The sequence below is a fragment of the Selenomonas sp. genome, assembly GCF_052169755.1.
Classification (GTDB): Bacteria; Bacillota; Negativicutes; order Selenomonadales; family Selenomonadaceae; genus Selenomonas.
In genome coordinates this window covers 1-21,161 of sequence record NZ_JBQNBV010000021.1, presented here as the reverse complement: position 1 = coordinate 21,161, position 21,161 = coordinate 1, and the positions used below count along the sequence as shown (strand labels likewise).

15 protein-coding genes and 1 pseudogene are annotated in these 21,161 nt (G+C 54.1%); 15 read left to right on the top strand and 1 reads right to left on the bottom strand.

Annotation, left to right across the window (positions count from 1 at the left end):
• The 15 genes and pseudogenes from hisB to ACTTKG_RS02910 all read left to right on the top strand — a co-directional run.
• Positions 1-171, top strand: a pseudogene (gene hisB / locus ACTTKG_RS02980) (imidazoleglycerol-phosphate dehydratase HisB); the annotation flags it as partial.
• 10 nt (positions 172-181) lie between these two features.
• The gene (gene hisH / locus ACTTKG_RS02975; RefSeq protein ID WP_442672772.1) at positions 182-793 is read left to right on the top strand and encodes an imidazole glycerol phosphate synthase subunit HisH; all 612 of its coding nucleotides are present in this window, start codon (positions 182-184) and stop codon (positions 791-793) included.
• A 20-nt stretch (positions 794-813) separates the two neighbouring features.
• Complete coding sequence (hisA, locus tag ACTTKG_RS02970) at positions 814-1,545, top strand: 1-(5-phosphoribosyl)-5-[(5-phosphoribosylamino)methylideneamino]imidazole-4-carboxamide isomerase (RefSeq protein ID WP_442672771.1); 732 nt, start codon at positions 814-816, stop codon at positions 1,543-1,545.
• Position 1,546: 1 nt separating this feature from the next.
• Positions 1,547-2,305 (top strand): imidazole glycerol phosphate synthase subunit HisF, encoded by a 759-nt coding sequence (gene hisF / locus ACTTKG_RS02965; RefSeq protein WP_442672770.1) that lies wholly within the window; start codon positions 1,547-1,549, stop codon positions 2,303-2,305.
• On the top strand, positions 2,302-3,009 hold the full coding sequence (gene hisIE / locus ACTTKG_RS02960) for a bifunctional phosphoribosyl-AMP cyclohydrolase/phosphoribosyl-ATP diphosphatase HisIE (protein ID WP_442672769.1): 708 nt from the start codon (positions 2,302-2,304) through the stop codon (positions 3,007-3,009). The genes hisF and hisIE overlap by 4 nt, the downstream gene beginning before the upstream one ends.
• Entirely contained in the window at positions 3,002-3,637 is a 636-nt protein-coding gene (locus tag ACTTKG_RS02955; RefSeq protein WP_442672768.1) for a SagB/ThcOx family dehydrogenase, read from the top strand. Before hisIE ends, ACTTKG_RS02955 begins: the two co-directional genes overlap by 8 nt.
• Before the next feature lie 96 nt (positions 3,638-3,733).
• Positions 3,734-5,383: a putative manganese-dependent inorganic diphosphatase gene (locus ACTTKG_RS02950; protein ID WP_442672767.1), complete on the top strand. Its 1,650-nt coding sequence runs from the start codon at positions 3,734-3,736 to the stop codon at positions 5,381-5,383.
• 82 nt (positions 5,384-5,465) lie between these two features.
• Positions 5,466-7,736: a DNA helicase PcrA gene (gene pcrA, locus ACTTKG_RS02945; protein ID WP_442672766.1), complete on the top strand. Its 2,271-nt coding sequence runs from the start codon at positions 5,466-5,468 to the stop codon at positions 7,734-7,736.
• A gap of 7 nt (positions 7,737-7,743) precedes the next feature.
• Positions 7,744-9,765 carry an NAD-dependent DNA ligase LigA gene (ligA, locus tag ACTTKG_RS02940; protein WP_442672765.1) on the top strand — a complete coding sequence of 674 codons (2,022 nt, stop codon included), beginning with the start codon at positions 7,744-7,746 and terminating at the stop codon, positions 9,763-9,765.
• A gap of 129 nt (positions 9,766-9,894) precedes the next feature.
• A complete protein-coding gene (gene alaS, locus ACTTKG_RS02935) occupies positions 9,895-12,510 on the top strand; it encodes an alanine--tRNA ligase (RefSeq protein WP_442672773.1) in 2,616 nt (871 codons plus the stop codon).
• Between the two features lie 96 nt (positions 12,511-12,606).
• Positions 12,607-13,560 carry an HlyD family secretion protein gene (locus ACTTKG_RS02930; RefSeq protein ID WP_442672764.1) on the top strand — a complete coding sequence of 318 codons (954 nt, stop codon included), beginning with the start codon at positions 12,607-12,609 and terminating at the stop codon, positions 13,558-13,560.
• A 25-nt stretch (positions 13,561-13,585) separates the two neighbouring features.
• Complete coding sequence (surE, locus tag ACTTKG_RS02925) at positions 13,586-14,341, top strand: 5'/3'-nucleotidase SurE (protein ID WP_442672763.1); 756 nt, start codon at positions 13,586-13,588, stop codon at positions 14,339-14,341.
• A 39-nt stretch (positions 14,342-14,380) separates the two neighbouring features.
• Complete coding sequence (locus ACTTKG_RS02920) at positions 14,381-15,622, top strand: adenosylhomocysteinase (RefSeq protein ID WP_442672762.1); 1,242 nt, start codon at positions 14,381-14,383, stop codon at positions 15,620-15,622.
• 15 nt (positions 15,623-15,637) lie between these two features.
• A complete protein-coding gene (locus tag ACTTKG_RS02915) occupies positions 15,638-16,918 on the top strand; it encodes an amidohydrolase (protein ID WP_442672761.1) in 1,281 nt (426 codons plus the stop codon).
• A gap of 119 nt (positions 16,919-17,037) precedes the next feature.
• A complete protein-coding gene (locus ACTTKG_RS02910; RefSeq protein WP_442672760.1) occupies positions 17,038-19,752 on the top strand; it encodes a DNA translocase FtsK 4TM domain-containing protein in 2,715 nt (904 codons plus the stop codon).
• Positions 19,753-19,812: 60 nt separating this feature from the next.
• On the opposite strand, the gene ACTTKG_RS02905 is transcribed toward ACTTKG_RS02910, so the two are convergent.
• Positions 19,813-21,161, bottom strand: a 1,349-nt coding sequence (locus ACTTKG_RS02905; protein ID WP_442672759.1) for an SGNH/GDSL hydrolase family protein, incomplete at its 5' end; no start/stop codon positions are given.

Sequence of the window (21,161 nt, the reverse complement as noted above, 5' to 3'; positions counted from 1 at the left end):
CGCGCCTTTGCCTTTAACGCCGGCATCACGCTTCATGCCAAGGTGCTTTACGGCAGGAATACGCATCACAAGATTGAAGCGATCTTCAAGGCGCTCGGTCATGCGCTGCGCATCGCCGTTGCCAAAGATCCGCGCATCGAAGGCGTGCCGTCGAGCAAGGGTGTTTTGTAGGAGGATCGGCATGATTGCAGTCATTGATTACGGCGTGGGAAACCTCTTCAGCGTGGAAAAGGCGCTTTTATACGCGGGTGCAGCGGTGGAAGTCACACACGATGCAGAAAAAATCGCGGCGGCGGAAAAACTCGTTTTGCCCGGTGTAGGCGCGTTCGGCGACTGTATGAAGCGCTTGGAAGCGACGGGACTGATTCCTGTGATTCGGCGCGAAATCGAAGGAGGAAAGCCGCTTCTCGGGATATGCGTGGGCTTGCAGATCCTCTTCGAGGGCAGCGACGAATCGCCGGACGTTCATGGACTCGGGATTTTTTCGGGCAGAGTGCGCCGTATTCAAGCGCCGCAGCTCAAGATTCCGCACATGGGATGGAACTCCCTGACGTTTGGAGAGAGGCGCGGGGAGATCGACCTTTTTCAAGGGATTTCGGCAGGCGCTTACGTCTATTTCGTCCACAGCTACCATGCCGCGCCCGAAGCGCCTGAAATCATCACGGCGCAGACGACGTACGGCGAATGCGTCACGGCGGCGGTGGCGAAGGACAATGTTCAAGCCGTCCAATTCCATCCCGAGAAATCGGGCGCGGTCGGCAGCGCAATCTTGAAGAATTTTGTAAATCTTTGAATCCATAGGGGGCGGAAGGTATGCTCATCATTCCGGCGATTGATATAAGAGACGGCAAATGTGTACGCTTGTTCAAGGGAGATTTTGCAAAGGAAACTGTTTTTTCCGACCGACCGGAAGAAATGGCGCGGAAATGGCAAAATGCCGGCGCACGCTTCCTTCATCTCGTGGACTTGGACGGCGCTTTGGCAAAGAAGCCGATGAACCTCGATACGGTCGAGCGTATCTTACGTAGCGTCGAGCTTCCGGTGGAGCTGGGCGGCGGCATCCGTTCACTCGAACATATCGAAACGGCGCTTGCCCTCGGCGTACATCGCGTGATCCTCGGCTCCGTGGCGGTACAGGAGCCGGAACTCGTAAAAGAGGCTTGTCAACGGTACAAGGAGCGCATCGTCGTGGGCATCGACGCCAAGGACGGCATCGTCGCCGTTGACGGCTGGGGCGTTTCGGGCGATGTAGAAGCGGGCGAGCTGGCACGGCGCATGGTCAAGGCGGGCGTCCGCACGATCATCTACACCGATATTTCGCGCGACGGAACTCTGGCGGGCGTCAATGCGGAGGCGACGGTCGCTCTTGCCAAGGAGAGCGGCGCGTCGGTCATCGCTTCGGGCGGCGTAAGCTCACTCGCTGACATCCGCCGCTTGAAAACGCTCGAAGCCGAGGGGGTATGCGGCGTGATCGTCGGCAAATCCATCTATACGGGTGCGCTCGATTTAGCAAAAGCCATTGAAATCGCCGAAGGAGAGAGGTAAAATGTATACGAAGCGCATCATTCCCTGTCTCGATGTCAAAAACGGGCGCGTCGTCAAAGGCACGAACTTCGTCGGTCTGCGCGACGCGGGCGATCCCGTTGAGCTTGCGGCGCGTTACGACCGCGAAGGCGCCGACGAGCTGGTGTTTCTCGACATCACGGCATCGCACGAGGAGCGTTCGACCATCGTTCAGATGGCTGAGGCCTGCGCGTCCGAGATGTTCATTCCGTTCACGGTCGGCGGCGGCATACGCACGCCCGAGGACATACGCAGACTTTTGAAATCGGGCGCGGATAAAGTTTCCTTCAACACGGTGGCGGTCAATGACCCCGAAGTTCTGTGCCTTGGCGCGGAACGGTTCGGCAGGCAGTGCATCGTCCTCGCCATCGACGCGCGAAAGAGCGGCGAAGGTCGATGGGAGGTCTATATCAACGGCGGCAGAACGCCGACGGGCATGGACTGCCTCGAATGGGCGAAGAAAGGCGTCGCTCTCGGCGCAGGGGAAATCCTCTTGACAAGCATGGATGCCGACGGTACGAAGGACGGCTACGACATCGCGTTGACACGCGCCGTTTCCGAAAGCGTTCCGGTGCCTGTCATCGCCTCGGGCGGTGCGGGAAAGCTCTCGCATTTTTACGATGTGCTGACGGAGGGAAAGGCGGATGCCGTTCTCGCCGCCTCGGTTTTCCACTATGGCGAATTTACCATAAGGGAAGTCAAGGAGTATCTGAAGAATCGTGGAGTGGAGGTCAGATTATGAATACTTCTGTTGATATTTCCATGATACATTTTGATGAACAGGGTCTTGTTCCTGCCATCGTGCAGGAGGAAAACGGCGAAGTCCTGATGCTCGCCTACATGAACGAGGAATCGCTGAAAAAAACCTTGGAAACGGGATTCACATGGTTTTACAGCCGCTCGCGCAAAAAACTCTGGCGCAAGGGAGAAACTTCGGGCAACGTGCAGCAGGTCAAAGAGATTTTGTACGACTGCGACGGCGATACGCTTCTCGTGCGCGTTCATCAGACGGGCGTCGCGTGTCACACGGGTACATACTCGTGCTTCAGCGGGCGCAGGCTGGGCAAGGACGAGAAGGGCATCGCCGTCATCACTGACGAGCCGCAGACCTCGCTGGCAGAAGTCCTCAATGCCGTCTATCACGTCATCCAAGAGCGGCGCGTCCACCCGGTCGATGGCTCGTACACGAATTATCTCTTCGACAAGGGACAGGACAAGATCTTGAAAAAAGTGGGTGAAGAAGCGGCAGAAACCATCATCGCCTCGAAGAATATGGCGAAGAGCGACATTCTCTATGAGATGGGCGATCTCTGGTATCATTGTCTCGTGCTTCTCGCGTTCCACAACATCGTGCCGGACGAGCTGTTCGTCGAGCTGATGAACCGCAGGAGCGGCGGCAACTATCATCAATTCACGGGCAAGGACGGCGTGCGTCCCGATGTCTGAGATGAACGCTGCAATCCTGCGCCTGCCCGAGCCGGATCTTCTGCCCGACAAGGAAATCAACTTCCTCGAACTCATCGAGCTTCGCGCAAGCCGCAGGCAATATACAACGGAGCCGTTGTCTTTGCAGGAGCTTTCCTATCTCCTCTGGTGCACGCAGGGCGTCAAGATGATCGCTGAAAGCGGACGCACGCTGCGCAATGTCCCGTCGGCAGCGGCGCTCCATCCGTTGACGACCTTGCTGTATCTTTCGAACGCAGAGGACGTCCCCCGAGGCTTTTATCAATTCTTGCCTGTGGAACATGTGCTGAAGAAGCTGGATGTTGCAGAAGAGCTTGCACAGGATGCGCTTGCCGCTTTTGAGCAGCAAGCGATGGTACAGCAAAGCGCAGCGATGTTCCTCTGGGTCGCCGACATCCTCTCCGGCATACGCACATACGGGCGCAAGGTCTACGAGTATATCTATCTCGATGCCGGTCATATCGGGCAGAATCTCTATCTGACAGCACAGGCGCTGGGCTTGGGCGCATGTGCTGTCGGTCGGTTTGATGAAGCCGCACTGCATCAAGCGCTGACGCTCGACGGTGAGGAGAAAAAGATCGTACATGCAGCCTGCATCGGCAAGATATGATTTTCTATCTTGCCGATGCGGGCTTGCTTTTCGTGTGTATCGTAGGCTATAATGGAAATCATCATATATCATCTGAAAACGGGAGGCTTCTTTTCGATGAAAAATACGAAACCGATCTATACGATAGGGCATCGCAATCCGGATACGGATTCCATCTGCTCCGCCATCGGCTATGCGCATCTGAAGCAGGCGATGGGCGAGAATGTCGTGCCGGCGCGTGCGGGCAAGATCAATGAGGAGACGAAATTCGCTCTGAACCACTTCCGCGTGGAGCAGCCGCTCCTCATCACGGATCTCTATCCGCGCGTGAAGGATATCACGCTTGACTGCAAGACCGTCGTCAAGGAGACGGACAGTCTGCGCCATCTCGGTGAAATCATGCGTGAAAACGATTTGAAGTCCGTTCCCGTCGTCAATAAAGAAGAGCAGCTCGTCGGCATTGTGACGGTCAGTGATCTCGCGCAGCGCTACTTCAAGGAACTCAGTATGCAGAATCTTGCCGACGCCGGTGTTTCCTTCCGCGATATGATTCGTGTCATCGACGGTGAAGTTATCGTCAGCGGCGACGAGGGCGGCAAGATTCGCGGCAATGTGCGCATCGCCGCCGGCAGCATCCACATGATTCAAGATGTCGTCAAGGAACACGATGTCGTCCTCATCGGCGACCGTAGGGACGAAACGCTGATCGACTGCTTGAAACAGGGAATCGACTGCATGATTGTCACGGGCAACGGCAGGGTGTCGGCAAGCGTCGTCGAAGAGGCAGAAGCGCGTCACATGCTCATTATCAATACGCCCTACGACACGTATACCTGTGCGCGACTCATCAACCAGTGCGTTCCCGTCAAGCGCATCATGCAGGAGGATATCGTCGCCTTTAAGCCGCTCGATCTTTTGAGCGACATCAAGGGTACGATGGAACAGTACAGCTACCGAAATTATCCCGTTGTAGAAAATGGCAAACTCGTCGGTCTTGTGAGCAAGGACATGCTCATGGTGCCGGAGCGCGAGCGCGTCATCTTAGTCGACCACAATGAGCGAGGACAGGCGGTCGAGGGTATCGAGGAAGCGAAGATCCTTGAGATCATAGATCATCATCGTCTCGGCGGCATCCAGACAAGCGAGCCGATCTTCACGCGCCAAGAGCCTGTGGGCTGCACGGCGACGATCGTGGCGAATATGCACTGGCATCGAGATGTCGATATCCCGCCGTCGATTGCAGGTCTGCTTCTCTCGGCGATCCTTTCCGACACCGTACTCTTTAAGTCGCCGACCTGCACGCCCTACGATAAGAAAACGGCGGAGCGTCTGGCGGAAATCGCCGACGTCGATGTGATGGAGTATGGCATGGCGATGCTCAAGGCAGGTTCTGGCATCGGCAACATGTCGCCGCTTGAGATCACCAAGAACGATATGAAGGAGTTCCAGATCGGTGATTATCGCGTCATCGTCAGCCAGATTTCCGTGATGGATCCGAAGGAAGTCATGGAGATTGAAACGGACATCATCAAAAGCATGACGGACGTCTGCAAGAAAGAGGGCTATGACATGAGCCTCGTCATGGTCACGGACATCATCGCCGAGGGAACGCATCTGCTCTATGCAGGATCGCCCAAGACCTTGATCGGAGAGGCATTCCATAAGGATGCCAGCGGCACGCATATCTATCTGCCCGGCGTCATGTCGCGCAAGAAGCAGATCATTCCGCCGCTTTCGGAAGCCGTCAAATTGATCAAGAAGCAGTGAGTTCCTACCATAGGCTGTTGCAGTATACCTGCGGCAGCCTTTTCGCTTGCCGTGCGCAAGCTGAATTTGCGAGGTTGATACAGTGGATATTTTTCAAGGCTTGAATCCCATGCAGCAAGAAGCCGTCGCGCATATCGACGGACCTTTGCTCATCATGGCGGGAGCCGGCTCGGGCAAGACGAAGGTGCTCACATGCCGCATCGCCAATCTTCTGGCGCACGGCGTGCCGCCGTATCGGATCTTGGCGATCACATTTACGAACAAGGCGGCTGCAGAGATGCGCGAGCGTGTTGACCGCATGATCGGCGGCTTGGGCAAGGAAGTCTGGCTCAGTACCTTCCATTCGTTCTGCGCACGCTTTTTGCGGCGTGAGATCGAAGCGGGCGAAGTCTACAAGAAGAATTTCGTCATCTACGATACGTCGGATTCCAAGACTGTTATCAAGGCGTGCCTCAAGGAGCTGAATCTCGACGACAAACAATTCGCGCCCGCGAAGGTGCAGAGCGCCATTTCGAACGCGAAGAATCTCATGCTCGGCCCGCGCGCTTACGCAAGGCAGGCGGATACGTTCCATGCGAAGAAGATTGCGGAGCTTTTCAGTCTCTACGACAAGAAGCTGCGCGAGAACAATGCTTTGGATTTTGACGATCTCCTGCTGCTTTCCGTCGATCTTCTCGAAAACAACGACGAGCTTCGCCAAAGATACCAGCGGCGTTTCCGCTACATTCTTATCGACGAATATCAAGATACGAACGGCGCACAGTACAGGCTCACGACGCTTCTGGCAGGCGAGCATCAAAACCTCTGCGTCGTGGGCGATGCCGACCAGTCGATCTACGGCTGGCGCGGTGCGGACATCAGCAACATCTTGAATTTTGAGAAGGATTTCCCGAACGCAAAGACGATCAAACTTGAGCAAAACTACCGCTCGACAAAGACGATTCTAGCGGCGGCAAACGCCGTCATAGCAAATAATACGAACCGCAAGCCCAAGAAACTCTGGACGGAGAATGCCGCGGGAGAGAAGATCGCCGTCTATCAAGCGAACGATGAGCGCGACGAGGCGCGATTCGTCGTCGATACCGTGCAGAAGCAAAAGACGCTCTTTTCCGTCGCCTATGGCGACATCGCCGTGCTTTACCGCACGAATGCACAGTCGCGCGTTCTCGAAGAAGCGATGATGGCGACGGGCGTGCCCTACACGATGGTCGGCGGCTTGAAGTTCTATGACCGCATGGAAATCAAGGATATCGTTGCTTATCTGCACGTTCTCTATAATCCGTTCGATGCTGTGAGCCTCCTGCGCATTATCAACGTGCCCAAGCGCGGCATCGGCGCCGCGACAATTGCCAAGCTCACAGAGTACGCCGCAGAACAGGATGCTTCGATGTTTGACGTTCTGTCTAGTCCGGAAGCGCTCGATACCTTGGGATTCAAGACGCGCACGAAGAATTTGCTCGAAGCGTTTTCTGCACTTCTTTTTAATCTCATCGGAAAGATCAGCGTCATGCCGCTTTCTGCGTTTATCGAAGCCTTGCTCGACGATACGGGGTATATCAAGGATTTGGAGAAACAGAATACGCCGGAGGCGCAGACGCGCATTGAGAATTTGCGTGAATTTATCGGCTTGGCGCGTGAATTTGAAACGACGGAGGATGATCCGTCGCTTGAAAATTTCTTGAACCAAATCGCGCTCGTTTCCGATGTTGATACGGCGAATATGGAAGATGATCGAGTAACGCTGATGACGCTTCATTCGGCAAAAGGCTTGGAGTTCCCCATCGTCTTCCTCGTGGGCATGGAAGAGGGGATCTTCCCTCATGCACGAACCTTGCTTGAGCCGAGTGAGATCGAAGAGGAACGGCGTACCTGCTATGTCGGCATTACGCGTGCCGAGCGAAAGCTCTACTTGAGCTATGCACGCTATCGGACGCTCTACGGCAAGGGTAATATCTATCCGCCGTCGAGATTTCTTGCAGAAATCCCCGACGCTTATGTAGAGCAGGCGCAGCCCTTCGGGAAAAGTACATACGCAGCGTCGCTGCGACAGGGGAAACCGCAGTCCGCTTTTGAAATTCTGCAAAGTTTGCAAGGAGCAGCGACTTCTTCCTCTGCGCCGCTTTCGCCCGAACCGCCTGTTCCCCGCGCGGTGCGTCCTGCCTCGACCGCTGCCATTCGCCCGCGCATGGATGTGACATGGCGTGCCGGCGATAAGGCGCGTCACGGCAAGTGGGGCATCGGCACGATCGTTTCCGTCAAGGGAGAGGGCGAAGAAGTCGAGCTGAAGATCGCGTTCCCGCAAATCGGCATCAAGGGGCTGATGCAAAAGTACGCCCCGATTGAGAAAGTCTGAGGTTCTTATGGACATGCAAGAAGTAAAAAAAGAGATGACACAGCTGCGGCGCACGATCCGCCGCCACAATGTGCGCTATTACAACGACGATAATCCCGAAATCAGCGACTACGAATACGATCAGCTCATGCTGCGCTTGAAAGCGTTGGAAAAAGAGTATCCCGAGCTTATCACGGAAAACTCACCGACACAGCGGGTTGGCGGCGCGGCAAAGCGCACGGCGGGAGCATTCGTGAAGCACGATGTACCGATGCTATCGCTCCAAGACGTGTTTTCGCGCGAAGAGATCGAAGCCTTTGTGTATGATTTGCAGGAGCGCGTGGAAAATCCTACCTTCATCGTCGAAGAAAAGATTGACGGGTTGTCCCTTGCGCTGCGCTACGAAAACGGCGAACTTGTGTGCGCTGTCACGCGCGGCGACGGCGTCGTACAGGGCGAAGACGTCACGGAAAACGCCAAAGTCATCGAAGATGTCGTACATACGCTCAAAGAGCCGCTGCCGTACTTCGAGGTACGCGGCGAAGTCTATATGACAAAGGCGGCATTCGATGCCGTCAATGAAAGGCGGCAGATGCTCGGACGCAAACTCTTCGCCAATCCGCGCAACTGTGCGGCGGGAACGCTGCGCCAGCTTGACAGCCGCATCACGAAGGAGCGCGGGCTATCGCTCTTTGTGTTCAATTTGCAGGCAGTGCGCGGCAAAGATTTTCAAACGCATGTCGAAGCCTACGATTTCATGCAGCGGCAGGGCATCAAGGTCATTCATGCCTACCACATTTGCCATACGGCAGAGGAAGTCTGGCATGCCATCGAAGATATCGGCGGCTCACGCGGTGAGTTGCCCTATGATATCGACGGCGCCGTGGTCAAGCTCAACGATTTTCGGCAAAGAGAGCTCCTCGGCGCGACCTCGAAAGCGCCGCGCTGGGCGATCGCCTATAAATATCCGCCGGAAGAGAAGGAGAGCGTCGTGCGCAGCATCATGCTTTCCGTCGGGCGGACAGGGCGCATTACGCCGACGGCGACGTTCGATCCCATCCGCCTCTGCGGCACGACCGTCGAGCGTGCGACACTGCACAATCAGGATTTCATCGACGATCTCGATGTGCGTGTGGGCGATACCGTCGTCGTCTATAAATCGGGAGAGATCATTCCAAAAGTCAAAACGGTCGTGAAGGAAAAACGACCGCTGGGAACGGTTCCGTTCAAGATCGGCGATCATTGTCCTGTCTGCGGCTCAAAAACTGTGCGGGAAGCGGACTCTGCGGACGTCAAGTGTATCAATCAGGCATGTCCGGCGCAGGTGGAAAGCCATATCTTGAATTTCGTCGGCCGCGATGCTATGGACATCAAGGGTTTAGGGGCAAAGAACATCGCCGCTTTGATTGAAACAGGAGTGCTCCATAATATTGCCGACATCTTCCGATTGAAAAATCATCGGGATGAACTGATCGCGCATGGCGTGGTCGGCAAGGAAAAAAATACGGACAAGCTGCTTTTGGCGATTGAAGAAGCAAAGAAGAACGAGCCGCAGCGCCTCTTGACGGGCTTGGGGATCCCCGGCATCGGCAAGGCTGCTGCAGCTGCCCTTATGCAGCGATTCAAGACGCTTGACGCCTTGGAAAACGCGGATAAAGAAGCGATTCTTTCCGTGCGCGATATGGGAGAAACCAGCGCAGCCGCCATTCAAGCATATTTTCAAAATGAAGGCAATGCCAGGATTTTTCGTGAGCTGCAGCATCTTGGCGTTGCGACGACGGCGCAGGAACGCGCGGCGCAGGACGATGTATTCGCCGATATGACGTTTGTCGTCACAGGTACATTGGAAAGGTTCGGGCGCAGAGAAATCAGCGCCTTGATCGAGCAGCACGGCGGCCGCGTGACAGGCTCCGTTTCGAAAAAGACGGATTACCTTGTCGCGGGTGAAAATGCCGGCAGCAAACTGCAAAAGGCGGAGCAGCTCGGCGTTAAGATCTTGACGGAAGAAGAATTTCTGCATCTGATCGGCGATATTGACATCATATCTTGAAATGACTGGAACAATGACGGCAAGATATGATATAATTATTCGTTAGTATGAGGTCAGACGAATGGATGTAAAATAGAATTTGTTCGTGTGTGCCGGAATCTCTGATGGAGGTAGGTTCTTTTGAAATACATGACAGGAAATGAATTGCGTGAAGCATATTTGCAGTTCTTTGCAGAAAAGAAAGGGCATCTGCGTTTGCCGAGCGCATCGCTCATTCCGGCGGACGATCCGACGCTTTTGATGATCGGCGCGGGCATGGCGCCGTTCAAACCGTTCTTTACGGGCAAAATGAAGCCGCCGCGCACGCGCATCACGACGAGCCAGCGCTGCGTGCGCACGGGCGATATTGAAAACGTTGGGCGCACGGCGCGTCATCAGACATATTTTGAGATGCTCGGGAATTTCTCGTTCGGCGATTATTTTAAGAAGGAAGCAATTCCTTGGGCGTGGGAGTTTTTGACCGACGTTTTGGATCTGCCGAAGGAAAAGCTCTGGGTTACGGTCTATCCGAAGGACGATGAAGCTGCCGCGATCTGGCGCGAACAGCCTGATTTTCCACAGGATCATATCGTGAAGCTCGACGACAATTTCTGGGAGATCGGTCCCGGTCCGTGCGGGCCCGATTCGGAGATCTACATCGACCTTGGCGAAGAGCGCGGCTGCGGCAGTCCCGACTGTGCCGTCGGCTGTGACTGCGACCGCTACCTCGAAATATGGAATCTCGTCTTTACGCAGTTCGATCGTACGGAAGACGGACAGTACAATCCGCTTGAGCACAAGAACATTGATACGGGCTGCGGTCTTGAACGACTGGCATCGGTGCTGCAGAATAAGAAGACGAACTTCGAGACAGATTTGCTCTATCCCATCATTGCATACGCCTCGAAGGCATCAGGCGTCGCTTATGGCGAGAATGCGGAGAAGGACGTCTCGCTCAAGGTCATCGCCGATCACGCACGCAGCATGGCGATCATGATTATGGACGGCATCTTGCCGTCGAACGAAGGGCGAGGCTATGTGCTGCGCCGCATCCTGCGCCGCGCCGTGCGTCATGGTCGGATCCTCGGCATACATGATAAATTCTTGGAGGGCGCGATCGACGCTGTCGCCGAAATTTATAAGGGTGCAGCGGATTTTGAAGAGCTTGCCAAAAAGAAAGAATATATCAAGAAGGTCATCCGTATCGAAGAAGATCGCTTCGCTGCTACACTTGCACAAGGTATGGAGCTTTTGAATGGTCATATTGACGACTTGAAACGCGAAGGGAAAAAGATTCTTGCCGGCGAGATCGGCTTCAAACTGTATGATACATACGGCTTCCCGTGGGAAGTCACCGATGAGATCCTGCATGAAAACGATATGGAACTTGATAAAGAAGCGTTTGAAAAGTCGATGACAAAGCAGCGCGAACGTGCTCGTGCCGCACGGCAGGAAAATCAGCGCGTCGCTGTGCCTGACCTTTCGAGCATTGATACGACGCATCTTTGCGTTGACGACAATGCGAAGGAATCAACGGTTGTTGCTATATGGAAGGACGGCGCTCTCGTTGATGAGCTTACCGACGGCGAAGAGGCGGGCATCATTTTACAGACGACGCCTTTCTATGCGGAAGGCGGCGGTCAGGTCGGTGACGCCGGTCTTTTTGAGAGCGAGCTTGGACGCATCCAAGTCGCAAACGCCAAGAAGCTGCCCGACGGTACCGTTTATCATATCGGCTATGTAGAAGAGGGCATGTTGAGGGTCGGCGACAAGGTTTCCATTCGAATCGATATGGTGAAGAAGCTGTCGTCGGCGCGCAATCACACAGCGACGCACCTTTTGCAGGCGGCATTGAAGCGCGTCGTCGGCGAACAGGTCAATCAGGCAGGCTCCTTGGTCATGCCGGATCGCCTGCGCTTCGACTTCTCCAATTTTGAGCCTGTGACTGCGACGCAGCTGCAGGAGGTCGAACGCCTTGTCAACGAGCAGATTCTCATGGCGAAGTCGGTTGAAGTCGCGCACATGGCGATTGACAAGGCAAAGGAAATGGGTGCGATGGCGCTTTTCGGCGAGAAGTACGGCGATGTCGTGCGCGTCGTTTCCGTGCCGGATTTCAGCATGGAACTCTGCGGCGGTTCGCATGTGAAGAACATCGGCGAGATCGGCATGTTCAAGATCGTCAGCGAAACGGGCATCGCCTCGGGCGTACGCCGCATCGAAGCTTTGACGGGCAAAGCCGCTATCGATTATATGAACGAAAAGGCAGATGCTTTGGCTACTGCCGCGCACACGTTCAAGTGCCGCGAGGACGAGGTGCTTTCGCACATTGAGAACACTTTGGCGGATAATAAGAAACTCAAGCAGGAAATCGCCTCCTTCACGAAGGAACGCGCTATGGGCGATGTTGATGCTCTGCTCGCCCAGCAGAAGCAAATAGCGGGTGTTTCTTTTGCTGCGGGAATCGTCGAAGCCGACAATATGGACGATCTGCGTAAGATCGCCGACATGCTTCTCGACCGTCTGAAGAGCGGCGTTGTCGTGCTTGCCGCCGCGCATGAGAGCAAAGTCAACCTCGTGGCAAAAGTGGGCGAGGATGCTGCCGCGAAAGGCGCTCATGCGGGCAACATCGTCAAGGCGGCGGCAAAGATCGTTGGCGGCGGCGGCGGCGGGCGCAGAGAGATGGCGCAGGCGGGCGGCAAAGAGCCTGCAAAGATGCCGGAAGCACTGCAAGAAGCCGAGCGAGTTCTTACCGAACAGCTTGCGTAATGCAGAATTTTTTAGCGCACGCTCGATGTTGTTGACTTGCTTCGGAGCGGGGGGATTTTTCTGGAAGTTGATGTTACAAAAAAAGCCATCCGATTTTTGCAGTTCGGCTTGCTTGGCTTCTTGACGCTCACCGCGCTCACGATTGGCGGCGTATGGCTCTACCAGCGTGCGCACAACACGGTGACGTTGGAAGATGTACAGGTGAAGAGTGCGCTCGTGCCTGCAAAGGCGAAAGCGGACGGCACGATTTCCGAGATCTTAGTTACGGATGGCGCTCATGTGAATGCAGGAGATGTCATTGCGCACATCAAGCTCAATGTTACAGACGAAGATCTTGTGCAGCTACAGCAAAACGTCGACTTGGCGAAAAAGAGCCTGGCTGATCTGCAAAAAGGCATCGCCGTTACACAGCCTATGATGAGCGATGCTCCCATCGCGGCTGCCGATACGGAAGCCGCGAGACAACGTCTTGAACGCATGAACGAACTCCATGCGATGGGGGCGATCAGCGCCGTCAAGCGCGATGAAGCAGAAGCAGCCTACAACGCTGCTCTTGCTGCCGATCAGGCGCGTGCGCCTGCGGCAAGCTATCACACCGTCATGCAGCCTGCTTCTGCGGAACAGATCAAACAGGCAGAACTTTTCTTGAAGCAGGCAGAGATCGCTCTGACAAAGGCACAGCAGGATAAAGCGGGTACGGATATTACAGCGACCGTTTCCGGTACACTCTATCTTGCAGAAGGCGTTTCTGTCGGGAGCAGGATCAGCAGCGGGCAGACCATTGCCAATATCGGCAACGCCGAAGATTTGTGGCTTGATGCTCAGATTGACGTCAAGCAGAAAGAGACTGTGCGCTTGGGGCAGTTTGCCTCTTACCGTTTGAACGGCCGCGAAATGCAGGGAACGGTTCAGGATATAGAGGATGATGCCGAAGCAGGCGATGGTGAAGAATCTTTGCCGGAGAAGATTCATGTGCGCATTTCGATTCCCGAGGAAACGGGTGCAGAAATCCTGCCCGGCACGAGGGTCACAGTGCGCTTGTCGCCTTGATCTATCACAGGAAAAGAGGGATGTTTTGCGTATATTACTAACAAATGACGACGGCATTGAAGCCAGCGGCATCGAGGCTCTTGTACGCGTGCTTTCGCCGCATCATACGGTCGTCGTGGCTGCCCCGGCCTTTGAGCAGAGCGGCATGTCCCATGCGATTACGGTTAAGCGGTGCATTCGTCTCGACCGCTATCGCCCCCTAGAAGAGAAATACGGCGTAGCGGCATACCGCATCGAGGGTACGCCCGCAGACTGCGTGAAACTTTACCTTGAAGCGATTTCTTCCGATATATATCCGGAGTATGTAATCTCGGGCATCAATCACGGAGCGAATCTCGGCACGGATGTACTGTATTCCGGCACAGCCAACGCCGCTATGGAAGCATATCTGCACGGAATTACGGCGACTGCCGTATCCCTCGATATGAAGTCTGAGATTTCGTATGATACGGCTGCAAAACTCTTGGAAGAGAATCTTGCGTCGATTCTTTACGAAGAGGGAACTGCGAACTTCTACAATGTGAATTTCCCGAGGAAATTCAGCGAGGATGGTCCGCAGTTCGTCTTTACGCAGCTTGGTCGCCGCGATTATATCAATGCTTTTCAAAAGATGGAGGACGAAGACGGTAAAGAATGTTACTTTCTCGGCGGAGAGATTCTCGACGAGGGCAACAGTGAAGCGACGGACATCGCTGCCGCAGAGCGTGGCTACATCTCCGTCACGCCGCTTCAAACAGATCTCACCAATTACATCTATTTGGATAAAATGCTGCACAGATAATCGCTTTGCGGCAAACGATTTTTAGGAGGAACAACTCACATGGAATCCATGATCAAAGACATCAAACTCGCACCGTCCGGCCATGACAAGATCAACTGGGTCAAAAATTTCATGCCCGTTATGGAAAATGTCAACAAGGAATTTTCCGTGACAAAACCTTTTGCAGGCAAGAAGATCGTCATCACGCTCCATCTCGAAGCAAAGACGGCGTACTTGGCGCTGATCCTGAAGAATGCCGGCGCAGAAGTTGCCATCACGGGCAGCAATCCTCTGTCTACGCAGGATGACATCGCTGCGGCGCTCGTCGAGGACGGACTGCACGTTTTTGCAACGCATGGCTGCAGCGATGAAGCGTATGAAGAGTACATCAACAAGGCGCTCGACATAAAACCTGATATCATCATCGACGATGGCGGCGATCTCGTGAATATCCTGCATACGAAGCGCCGCGAAATTCTGCCCAACGTCCTCGGCGGCTCGGAGGAAACGACGACGGGCGTACATCGTCTGCATTCGCTCGCCCGTGCAGGGAAGCTTGAGTTCCCGATGATCGCGGCGAACGACGCCTATTGCAAGTATCTGTTCGACAACCGCTACGGCACGGGACAATCGACGTGGGACGGCATCATGCGCACGACGAATCTCGGTATCGCCGGCAAGACTGTCGTCATCGCCGGCTACGGCTGGTGCGGCAAGGGCGGCGCCATGCGCGCTCAGGGGCTTGGGGCGAACGTCGTCATTACGGAAGTCGACCCGATCAAGGCGATCGAGGCGGTCTTTGACGGTTTCCGCGTCATGCCAATGGATGAAGCGGCGCGCATCGGTGACATCTTCCTGACCTTGACGGGCGATAAGGACGTTTTGCGCAAGCATCATTATGAAGTCATGAAAGACGGCGCCATGATGGCGAATTCCGGTCACTTTGACGTGGAAATCAACATCCCCGAGCTTGAGGAAATCTCCGTATCGCGTCGTACGGTGCGCAAGAACATCGAAGAATTTAAGCAGAAGGACGGCAGGAAGCTCTATCTCCTTGCCGAAGGACGTCTTGTGAATCTCGCAGCGGGCGACGGACATCCGGCGGAGATCATGGATCTCTCCTTCGGCGTGCAGTTCTTCTCGGCGCTTCACATCCTCAACCATCATGCAGAGTTGGATAAAAAGGTCTATTTGATGCCCGATGAAATCAATACGAAAATCGCCGAACTCAAACTCAAGGCTTCGGGTGTAGCCATCGACTATCTGACAGATGAACAGAAGGCATATCTCGGACTCGCCTGAGAAGAGGTGCAGAAGATGAAGATTCTGATTTCCCATGCACATATCTTCCAAGCGGATGGTGTAGTGCAGGAAGGAAGCATCGCGATTGAGGGCGATAAGATCACGGCGATCGGCGAGGTCCCCGCTTCGTGGAAGCCCGATCGCACGATTGACGCGAAGGATAAATTTGCCGTTCCCGGTTTTGTCAACGCACATACCCATGCTTCGATGACGCTTCTTCGGAGCTATGCGGACGATATGAAACTCATGGATTGGCTGCAGCAAAAGATCTGGCCGATCGAAGCGAAGATGCGGAACGAAGACGTTTATTGGGGCGCAATGCTTGCCGCCGTGGAAATGATCCAAAGCGGTACGACGACATTCGCCGATATGTACGGCCCCGATATGGAAAAGGTCGCCGAGGTCGTCGAGACGTCGGGGCTGCGTGCCGTGCTTTCACGCGGTTTGATCGGCGTCGCGCCCGATGCTGACGAAAAACTGCAAGAGAACGCGACGCTTTTCAAAAACTGGCACAAGAAAGCCGCAGGGCGCATCACGGTGATGTTCGGACCGCACGCGCTCTACACATGCCCGCCCGATTATCTGCGTAAAGTTGCGGAAACAGCCAAGGCGCTTGGTGCAGAAATCCACATCCACATGTCGGAAACGAAAGGGGAGGTGGAGGACTGCCTCAAACAATACGGCAAGCGTCCTTTCGCGCATGTCGCTTCTACGGGGCTTTTCGACAACGGCACGCTGGCAGCGCACTGCGTGCATCTGGACGATGAAGATGTTGCCATCATCAAGAAGTACGGCATCCGTGTCGCGCACAATCCCGGCAGCAATATGAAGCTTGCGAGCGGCATCGCGCCCGTACCGCGTCTCCTCAAAGAAGATGTCTGCGTTGCACTCGGTACAGACGGTGCATCGAGCAACAACAACCTCGACATGCTCGAAGAAGTCAATCTCGCCGCCATGCTGCACAAGGTCGCGAGCTATGATCCCGAAGCCGTACCTGCACGAGAGGCGCTGCGTATGGGGACGGTATACGGAGCGAAAGCTGTCGGTCTATCTGAGGTAGGGAGCTTAAAGGAAGGCTATAAGGCAGACATCGCTCTCTTTGATATGAACAGCCCCGCATGGGTGCCGCGTCATGATCCTGTATCGCTCCTCGTTTATTCCGCCAACGCCGCTTCCGTCGATACCGTTATCGTCGATGGCCGCATCCTCATGGAAAAGCGCGAGCTTCTGACGCTTGACGAGGAACGTATCCTGTTTGAAACAAAACGTCGAGTGGCGCATCTTCTTGAAGCTTAAATCTCCCGTTATTGGGAAGAATCTCGTTCCATTTATTTCGTGTGTATTTTGCAGCAGCCCGCTATGGGCTGCTGTGATTTTAGGAATATCCATGTTTCTTTTAGATAGGTGATGTCGTTTTGAAAAAGAAAATTTCTAATAACGGCAAGGGAAAGAGCAGGGGAAAACCTCGGGCAAGAAATAAAAAGATGACGTCGATGTCATCTGCCCCCACAGGCAGACGCTATGAGATCATAGGTCTGCTTTTCCTCGCCGTAGGTCTTATATCCGTCGGTGGCTTACTCGATTGGAATGTTGGTTTTATCGGTTTGTATTTTGCCAAATTTCTTCGCTATCTTTTTGGATTAGGCGCTTGGGTTGCATCAGGAGTCATTTTGCTCATCGGTATGCAATATGTAACGAAGCATCGCGGCATCGTCTATTCTACGCACTTTTTTGGACTCATCGGACTCTTTGTTTCCCTGCTTGCCATACTTCACCATTTTCTTGTACCCGTAGGGGCGGAGATATTGCCGGAATATCTGCCGAATGCAGGCGGACTGTTGGGCGGCGGACTGCTCTTTTTCATCCGTAAATTTTTCGGTGCGACGGGAGGCATCATTCTCCTCTGTACCGGCGTTGTCGTCGCTGTCCTGCTTTCTACTAAATGGTCGCTTGCTGTGGGAATGCTGCGCACAAAAAAACAAGCGGAGGAAAGCATCGTCAAGGCGAAAGATACGCTCACTGTCGCACAGCAAAAGGTGGTGCAGGCGGAAAATATCTTGGAAGATCATGTACGCGAAAGGATCAGAAACTCTTTTTACAATCAAGATAAAGATGAATCTTTTGATGAAGTTTTTGCAGCGAATGATACATCTGGCGGATCGACGGAAGCGCTTTCTGCGCCGGCATTTTCCGACTTTTCCATACAAGAAGCTCCCGTCTTGCAGCAAACGCAGGATGAAGCGGATGATTTTTTTGCCGCGCTTGAGCCTGCTGCCGCGCAGGAAGAATCAGCGCGTCTTGATTTTAGCGAAATGCACCGCGAGGAAGATGTTGCGGCAGAAATCGTGTCCAAGGAAATCGCACAAGAAGAATCGACAGATGAAGGGGAATCTCCGTCCTTTTCTATCGCATACGCTTCCGACAAAATAGATACGATGCCGGAGATCGCCGCAGAGCCGCCGCCGGACATTCCCGATGACTTTGATGTTGTTCCTTTGCCCGCAGATGTACCCATGTCGATGGAAGTGCAGGACAAGCGTCTCGCAATGATGCAGCCGACGACCTCTACACAGGCTATGACAGCGACTCTGCCGCAGGAAGCCGCTTTGCCGCCGCCTGCAGTTTCGACCACGCCGCAGCCGATCTCGGAAGCGCAGGCGCAAGCAGCGGTTCATCCTGCAGAGAAGCCTTATGAATTGCCTAAGGTAGATGAGATACTCGCCGCCGAGGTAAAGAAGAAGAACCTCGCTTTGGAAAGGGAGATTGCCGAAAACGCGCAAACTTTGTCGCAGACCTTAGAGAACTTCAAAGTCAAGGCGAAGATCATCAACGCGTGTCACGGTCCTGCTGTCACGCGCTACGAGCTTGAACCGGCGCCCGGCGTCAAGGTCAGCAAGATCACAAACTTAGCGGATGATCTGGCTCTTAGCCTGGCGGCGTTTTCCGTACGTATCGAGCCAATTCCCGGCAAAGCAGCCATCGGCATCGAAGTGCCGAACAAAGAACTTGAGGGGATCCGTCTGCGCGAGGTCTTGGAGAAGCCTGCTTTTGCAGAAGCAAAATCCAAGCTCACGGTTGGCTTGGGCGTTGATATTGCCGGACAAGGCATCTTCGCCGACCTTGCCAAGATGCCGCATCTGCTCGTCGCCGGCGCCACGGGGTCGGGAAAATCCGTCTGCATCAATACGCTCATCACGAGCGTTCTCTTCAAGGCGAAGCCGGATGAAGTCAAGTTCATCCTCATCGATCCTAAGATGGTTGAGCTTTCCAACTATAACGGCATTCCACATCTAATGGTTCCCGTCGTCACGGACGCGAAAAAGGCGGCATCCGTCTTGAATTGGTCGGTGCAGGAGATGGAGAAGCGCTATGCCAAATTTGCCGATACGGGCGTGCGCGATATGACACGCTTCAATGCAGCCAAACCCGAAGAAAAAATGCCTGCTCTCATCATCATCATTGACGAGCTTGCTGATCTCATGATGGTCGCACCTCACGACGTCGAGGATGCGATCTGCCGTCTCGCACAGAAAGCGCGTGCGGCGGGCATACATCTTGTGCTTGCGACACAGCGTCCTTCCGTCGATGTCATCACGGGCATCATCAAGGCGAACATCCCGTCTCGCATATCGTTTGCCGTTTCCTCGCAGATCGATTCACGCACGATCTTGGACATGAGCGGCGCTGAAAAGCTCTTGGGCAAAGGCGATATGCTCTTTTATCCCGTTGGCTCGGCAAAACCGCAGCGTGTGCAGGGCGCTTTCGTCAGCGATGAGGAAGTGGAACGGCTTCTTGACTTTATCCGCAGCCAAGGACAGGAAATGGAGGAAAATCAAGAGATCATCGAATACACGGAAAATGCCGCTATGGAAGCGGATGAGAGTAAAAAGGACATGACAAAGGAGAAAGTTGACGAGCTGTTAGGCGATGCCATCGAACTCGTCATGAACTCGGGTCAGGCATCAACATCAAGCATACAGCGGCGTTTCCGCATCGGCTACACACGCGCCGCCCGCTTGATTGATACGATGGAAGAAATGAAGATCATCGGACCAAGCGTGGGCAGCAAGCCGCGCGAGATTCTCGTGTCATCCGAAGAAGCAGAAGCGGCTCTGCGAAAAATCAGCTAAAATATTCACAACATAGAATATGCCCCTTGGTCGATTTTCTCTGACCAGGGGGCATATTCGTTATCGTCTCAGCAAATTGTAGTGATGATTGATGATTTCCGCCATGAGCATCTTGCCGAGAATATCCGGGTGCAGTCCATCAACAGACAGATTCGGCATCATGACCGTGTGATTCTCATCATAAAAGTAAGGTTCTAAGTCAATGTAATACTTCTGACTGCGGATGTAAGTGTTGACACGCACGAGCTTTTGCCACCATGCGGGATCGGTATCCACATGGAATGCGTTCCGAATGTTCGCGGGATTGATGGGCATGAGCGTCAAAAAGATTGGGCGGATGTCGTTTGCTTCGCACTTCTTTTTTATAGCATCAAGATCAGAGATAATCTGATCGGCGCTTATTTCTTCGGCGCGCAGGCTGTTTGACCCCGTGAGTATCAACAAGTTGTAAGGATGAAAGTAGAGGACGTCCTTTTCAAAGCGAAGCATCGAGGTATGCGCCGTATCGCCGCTGCGCCCGATATTGACCGTGGGGAAATCAAGATATGTCGTGAAGCTGTATTCAAGATCAATGGGCGAAAATGACAAAGCGCCGCCGCCGTGTGTTATGCTGTCGCCGAAAGCTGCAGCAAAGATGCGGTTGTTTTTCTCCTTCACAGAGAATTTCTCAACATCGGAGTAAGTGCCGATCGTGCTGCCGTTCGCGTCGATCGCACGCACGCGCCAATAGTAATCTCCGGCATAAGGACGTGCATATTCGTCATAGCAGCTGAAAGAACCCGTGACTTTTTGCGACCATTGACGATTTTTTGCAGGCAGCGCATTGTTTTTTTCTTCGGGAAGGAGCGGCGTCACCATGAGTTCGACTTCATAGGTTTCGATGCCGTTCAAGGGTATCCACTGGTAAACGGGATAGACGGGCTGCGTCGCATTTGGCATCCGGTCGAAGTTGTTGATCAAGGGCTTCGTGGGAAGCGGCTCCTTTGCATCGATATAGATCGGCTCCGCTTCGGAAAATTCCCCGATCTTTTCATGATGAAAACCGAGGGCGCGCACGCGCCAATACAAAGTTTTCGTTTCGGTATTTACAAAAGGGCTGAGATCCGCTTGATAGCCGTTCGTGAAGATTTGATTCGTGCTGTAGAGATGATTTTTGCTGGAAAGAGTTGTTCCCCCCTCTGCATCCGGCTCATCCGAAAGAATTTCCAGTTCGTAGCAAACGGCGCCGGGAATTGTATGCCATACGAGAAACGGTTTGCGGCTTGCCGGATGACTTTTGGTGTAGGAGAAGATGGGGCGAGGGCGCAGCGGCTCCTTAAAATTCGGATTTTCGACGACATTTGACGGCTCGGTGAGCTGCCCGAATATGCCAAATGCCGTGATGCGATAGTACATGGGAATCGGCGTCG

Excerpts from the sequence above, each read along its gene's own strand:
- hisH (WP_442672772.1), top strand. The coding sequence starts at position 182 with ATGATTGCAGTCATTGATTACGGCGTGGGAAACCTCTTCAGCGTGGAA.
- hisA (WP_442672771.1), top strand. The coding sequence starts at position 814 with ATGCTCATCATTCCGGCGATTGATATAAGAGACGGCAAATGTGTACGC.
- hisF (WP_442672770.1), top strand. The coding sequence starts at position 1,547 with ATGTATACGAAGCGCATCATTCCCTGTCTCGATGTCAAAAACGGGCGC.
- hisIE (WP_442672769.1), top strand. The coding sequence starts at position 2,302 with ATGAATACTTCTGTTGATATTTCCATGATACATTTTGATGAACAGGGT.
- ACTTKG_RS02955 (WP_442672768.1), top strand. The coding sequence starts at position 3,002 with ATGTCTGAGATGAACGCTGCAATCCTGCGCCTGCCCGAGCCGGATCTT.
- ACTTKG_RS02950 (WP_442672767.1), top strand. The coding sequence starts at position 3,734 with ATGAAAAATACGAAACCGATCTATACGATAGGGCATCGCAATCCGGAT.
- ligA (WP_442672765.1), top strand. The coding sequence starts at position 7,744 with ATGGACATGCAAGAAGTAAAAAAAGAGATGACACAGCTGCGGCGCACG.
- alaS (WP_442672773.1), top strand. The coding sequence starts at position 9,895 with ATGACAGGAAATGAATTGCGTGAAGCATATTTGCAGTTCTTTGCAGAA.
- ACTTKG_RS02920 (WP_442672762.1), top strand. The coding sequence starts at position 14,381 with ATGGAATCCATGATCAAAGACATCAAACTCGCACCGTCCGGCCATGAC.
- ACTTKG_RS02915 (WP_442672761.1), top strand. The coding sequence starts at position 15,638 with ATGAAGATTCTGATTTCCCATGCACATATCTTCCAAGCGGATGGTGTA.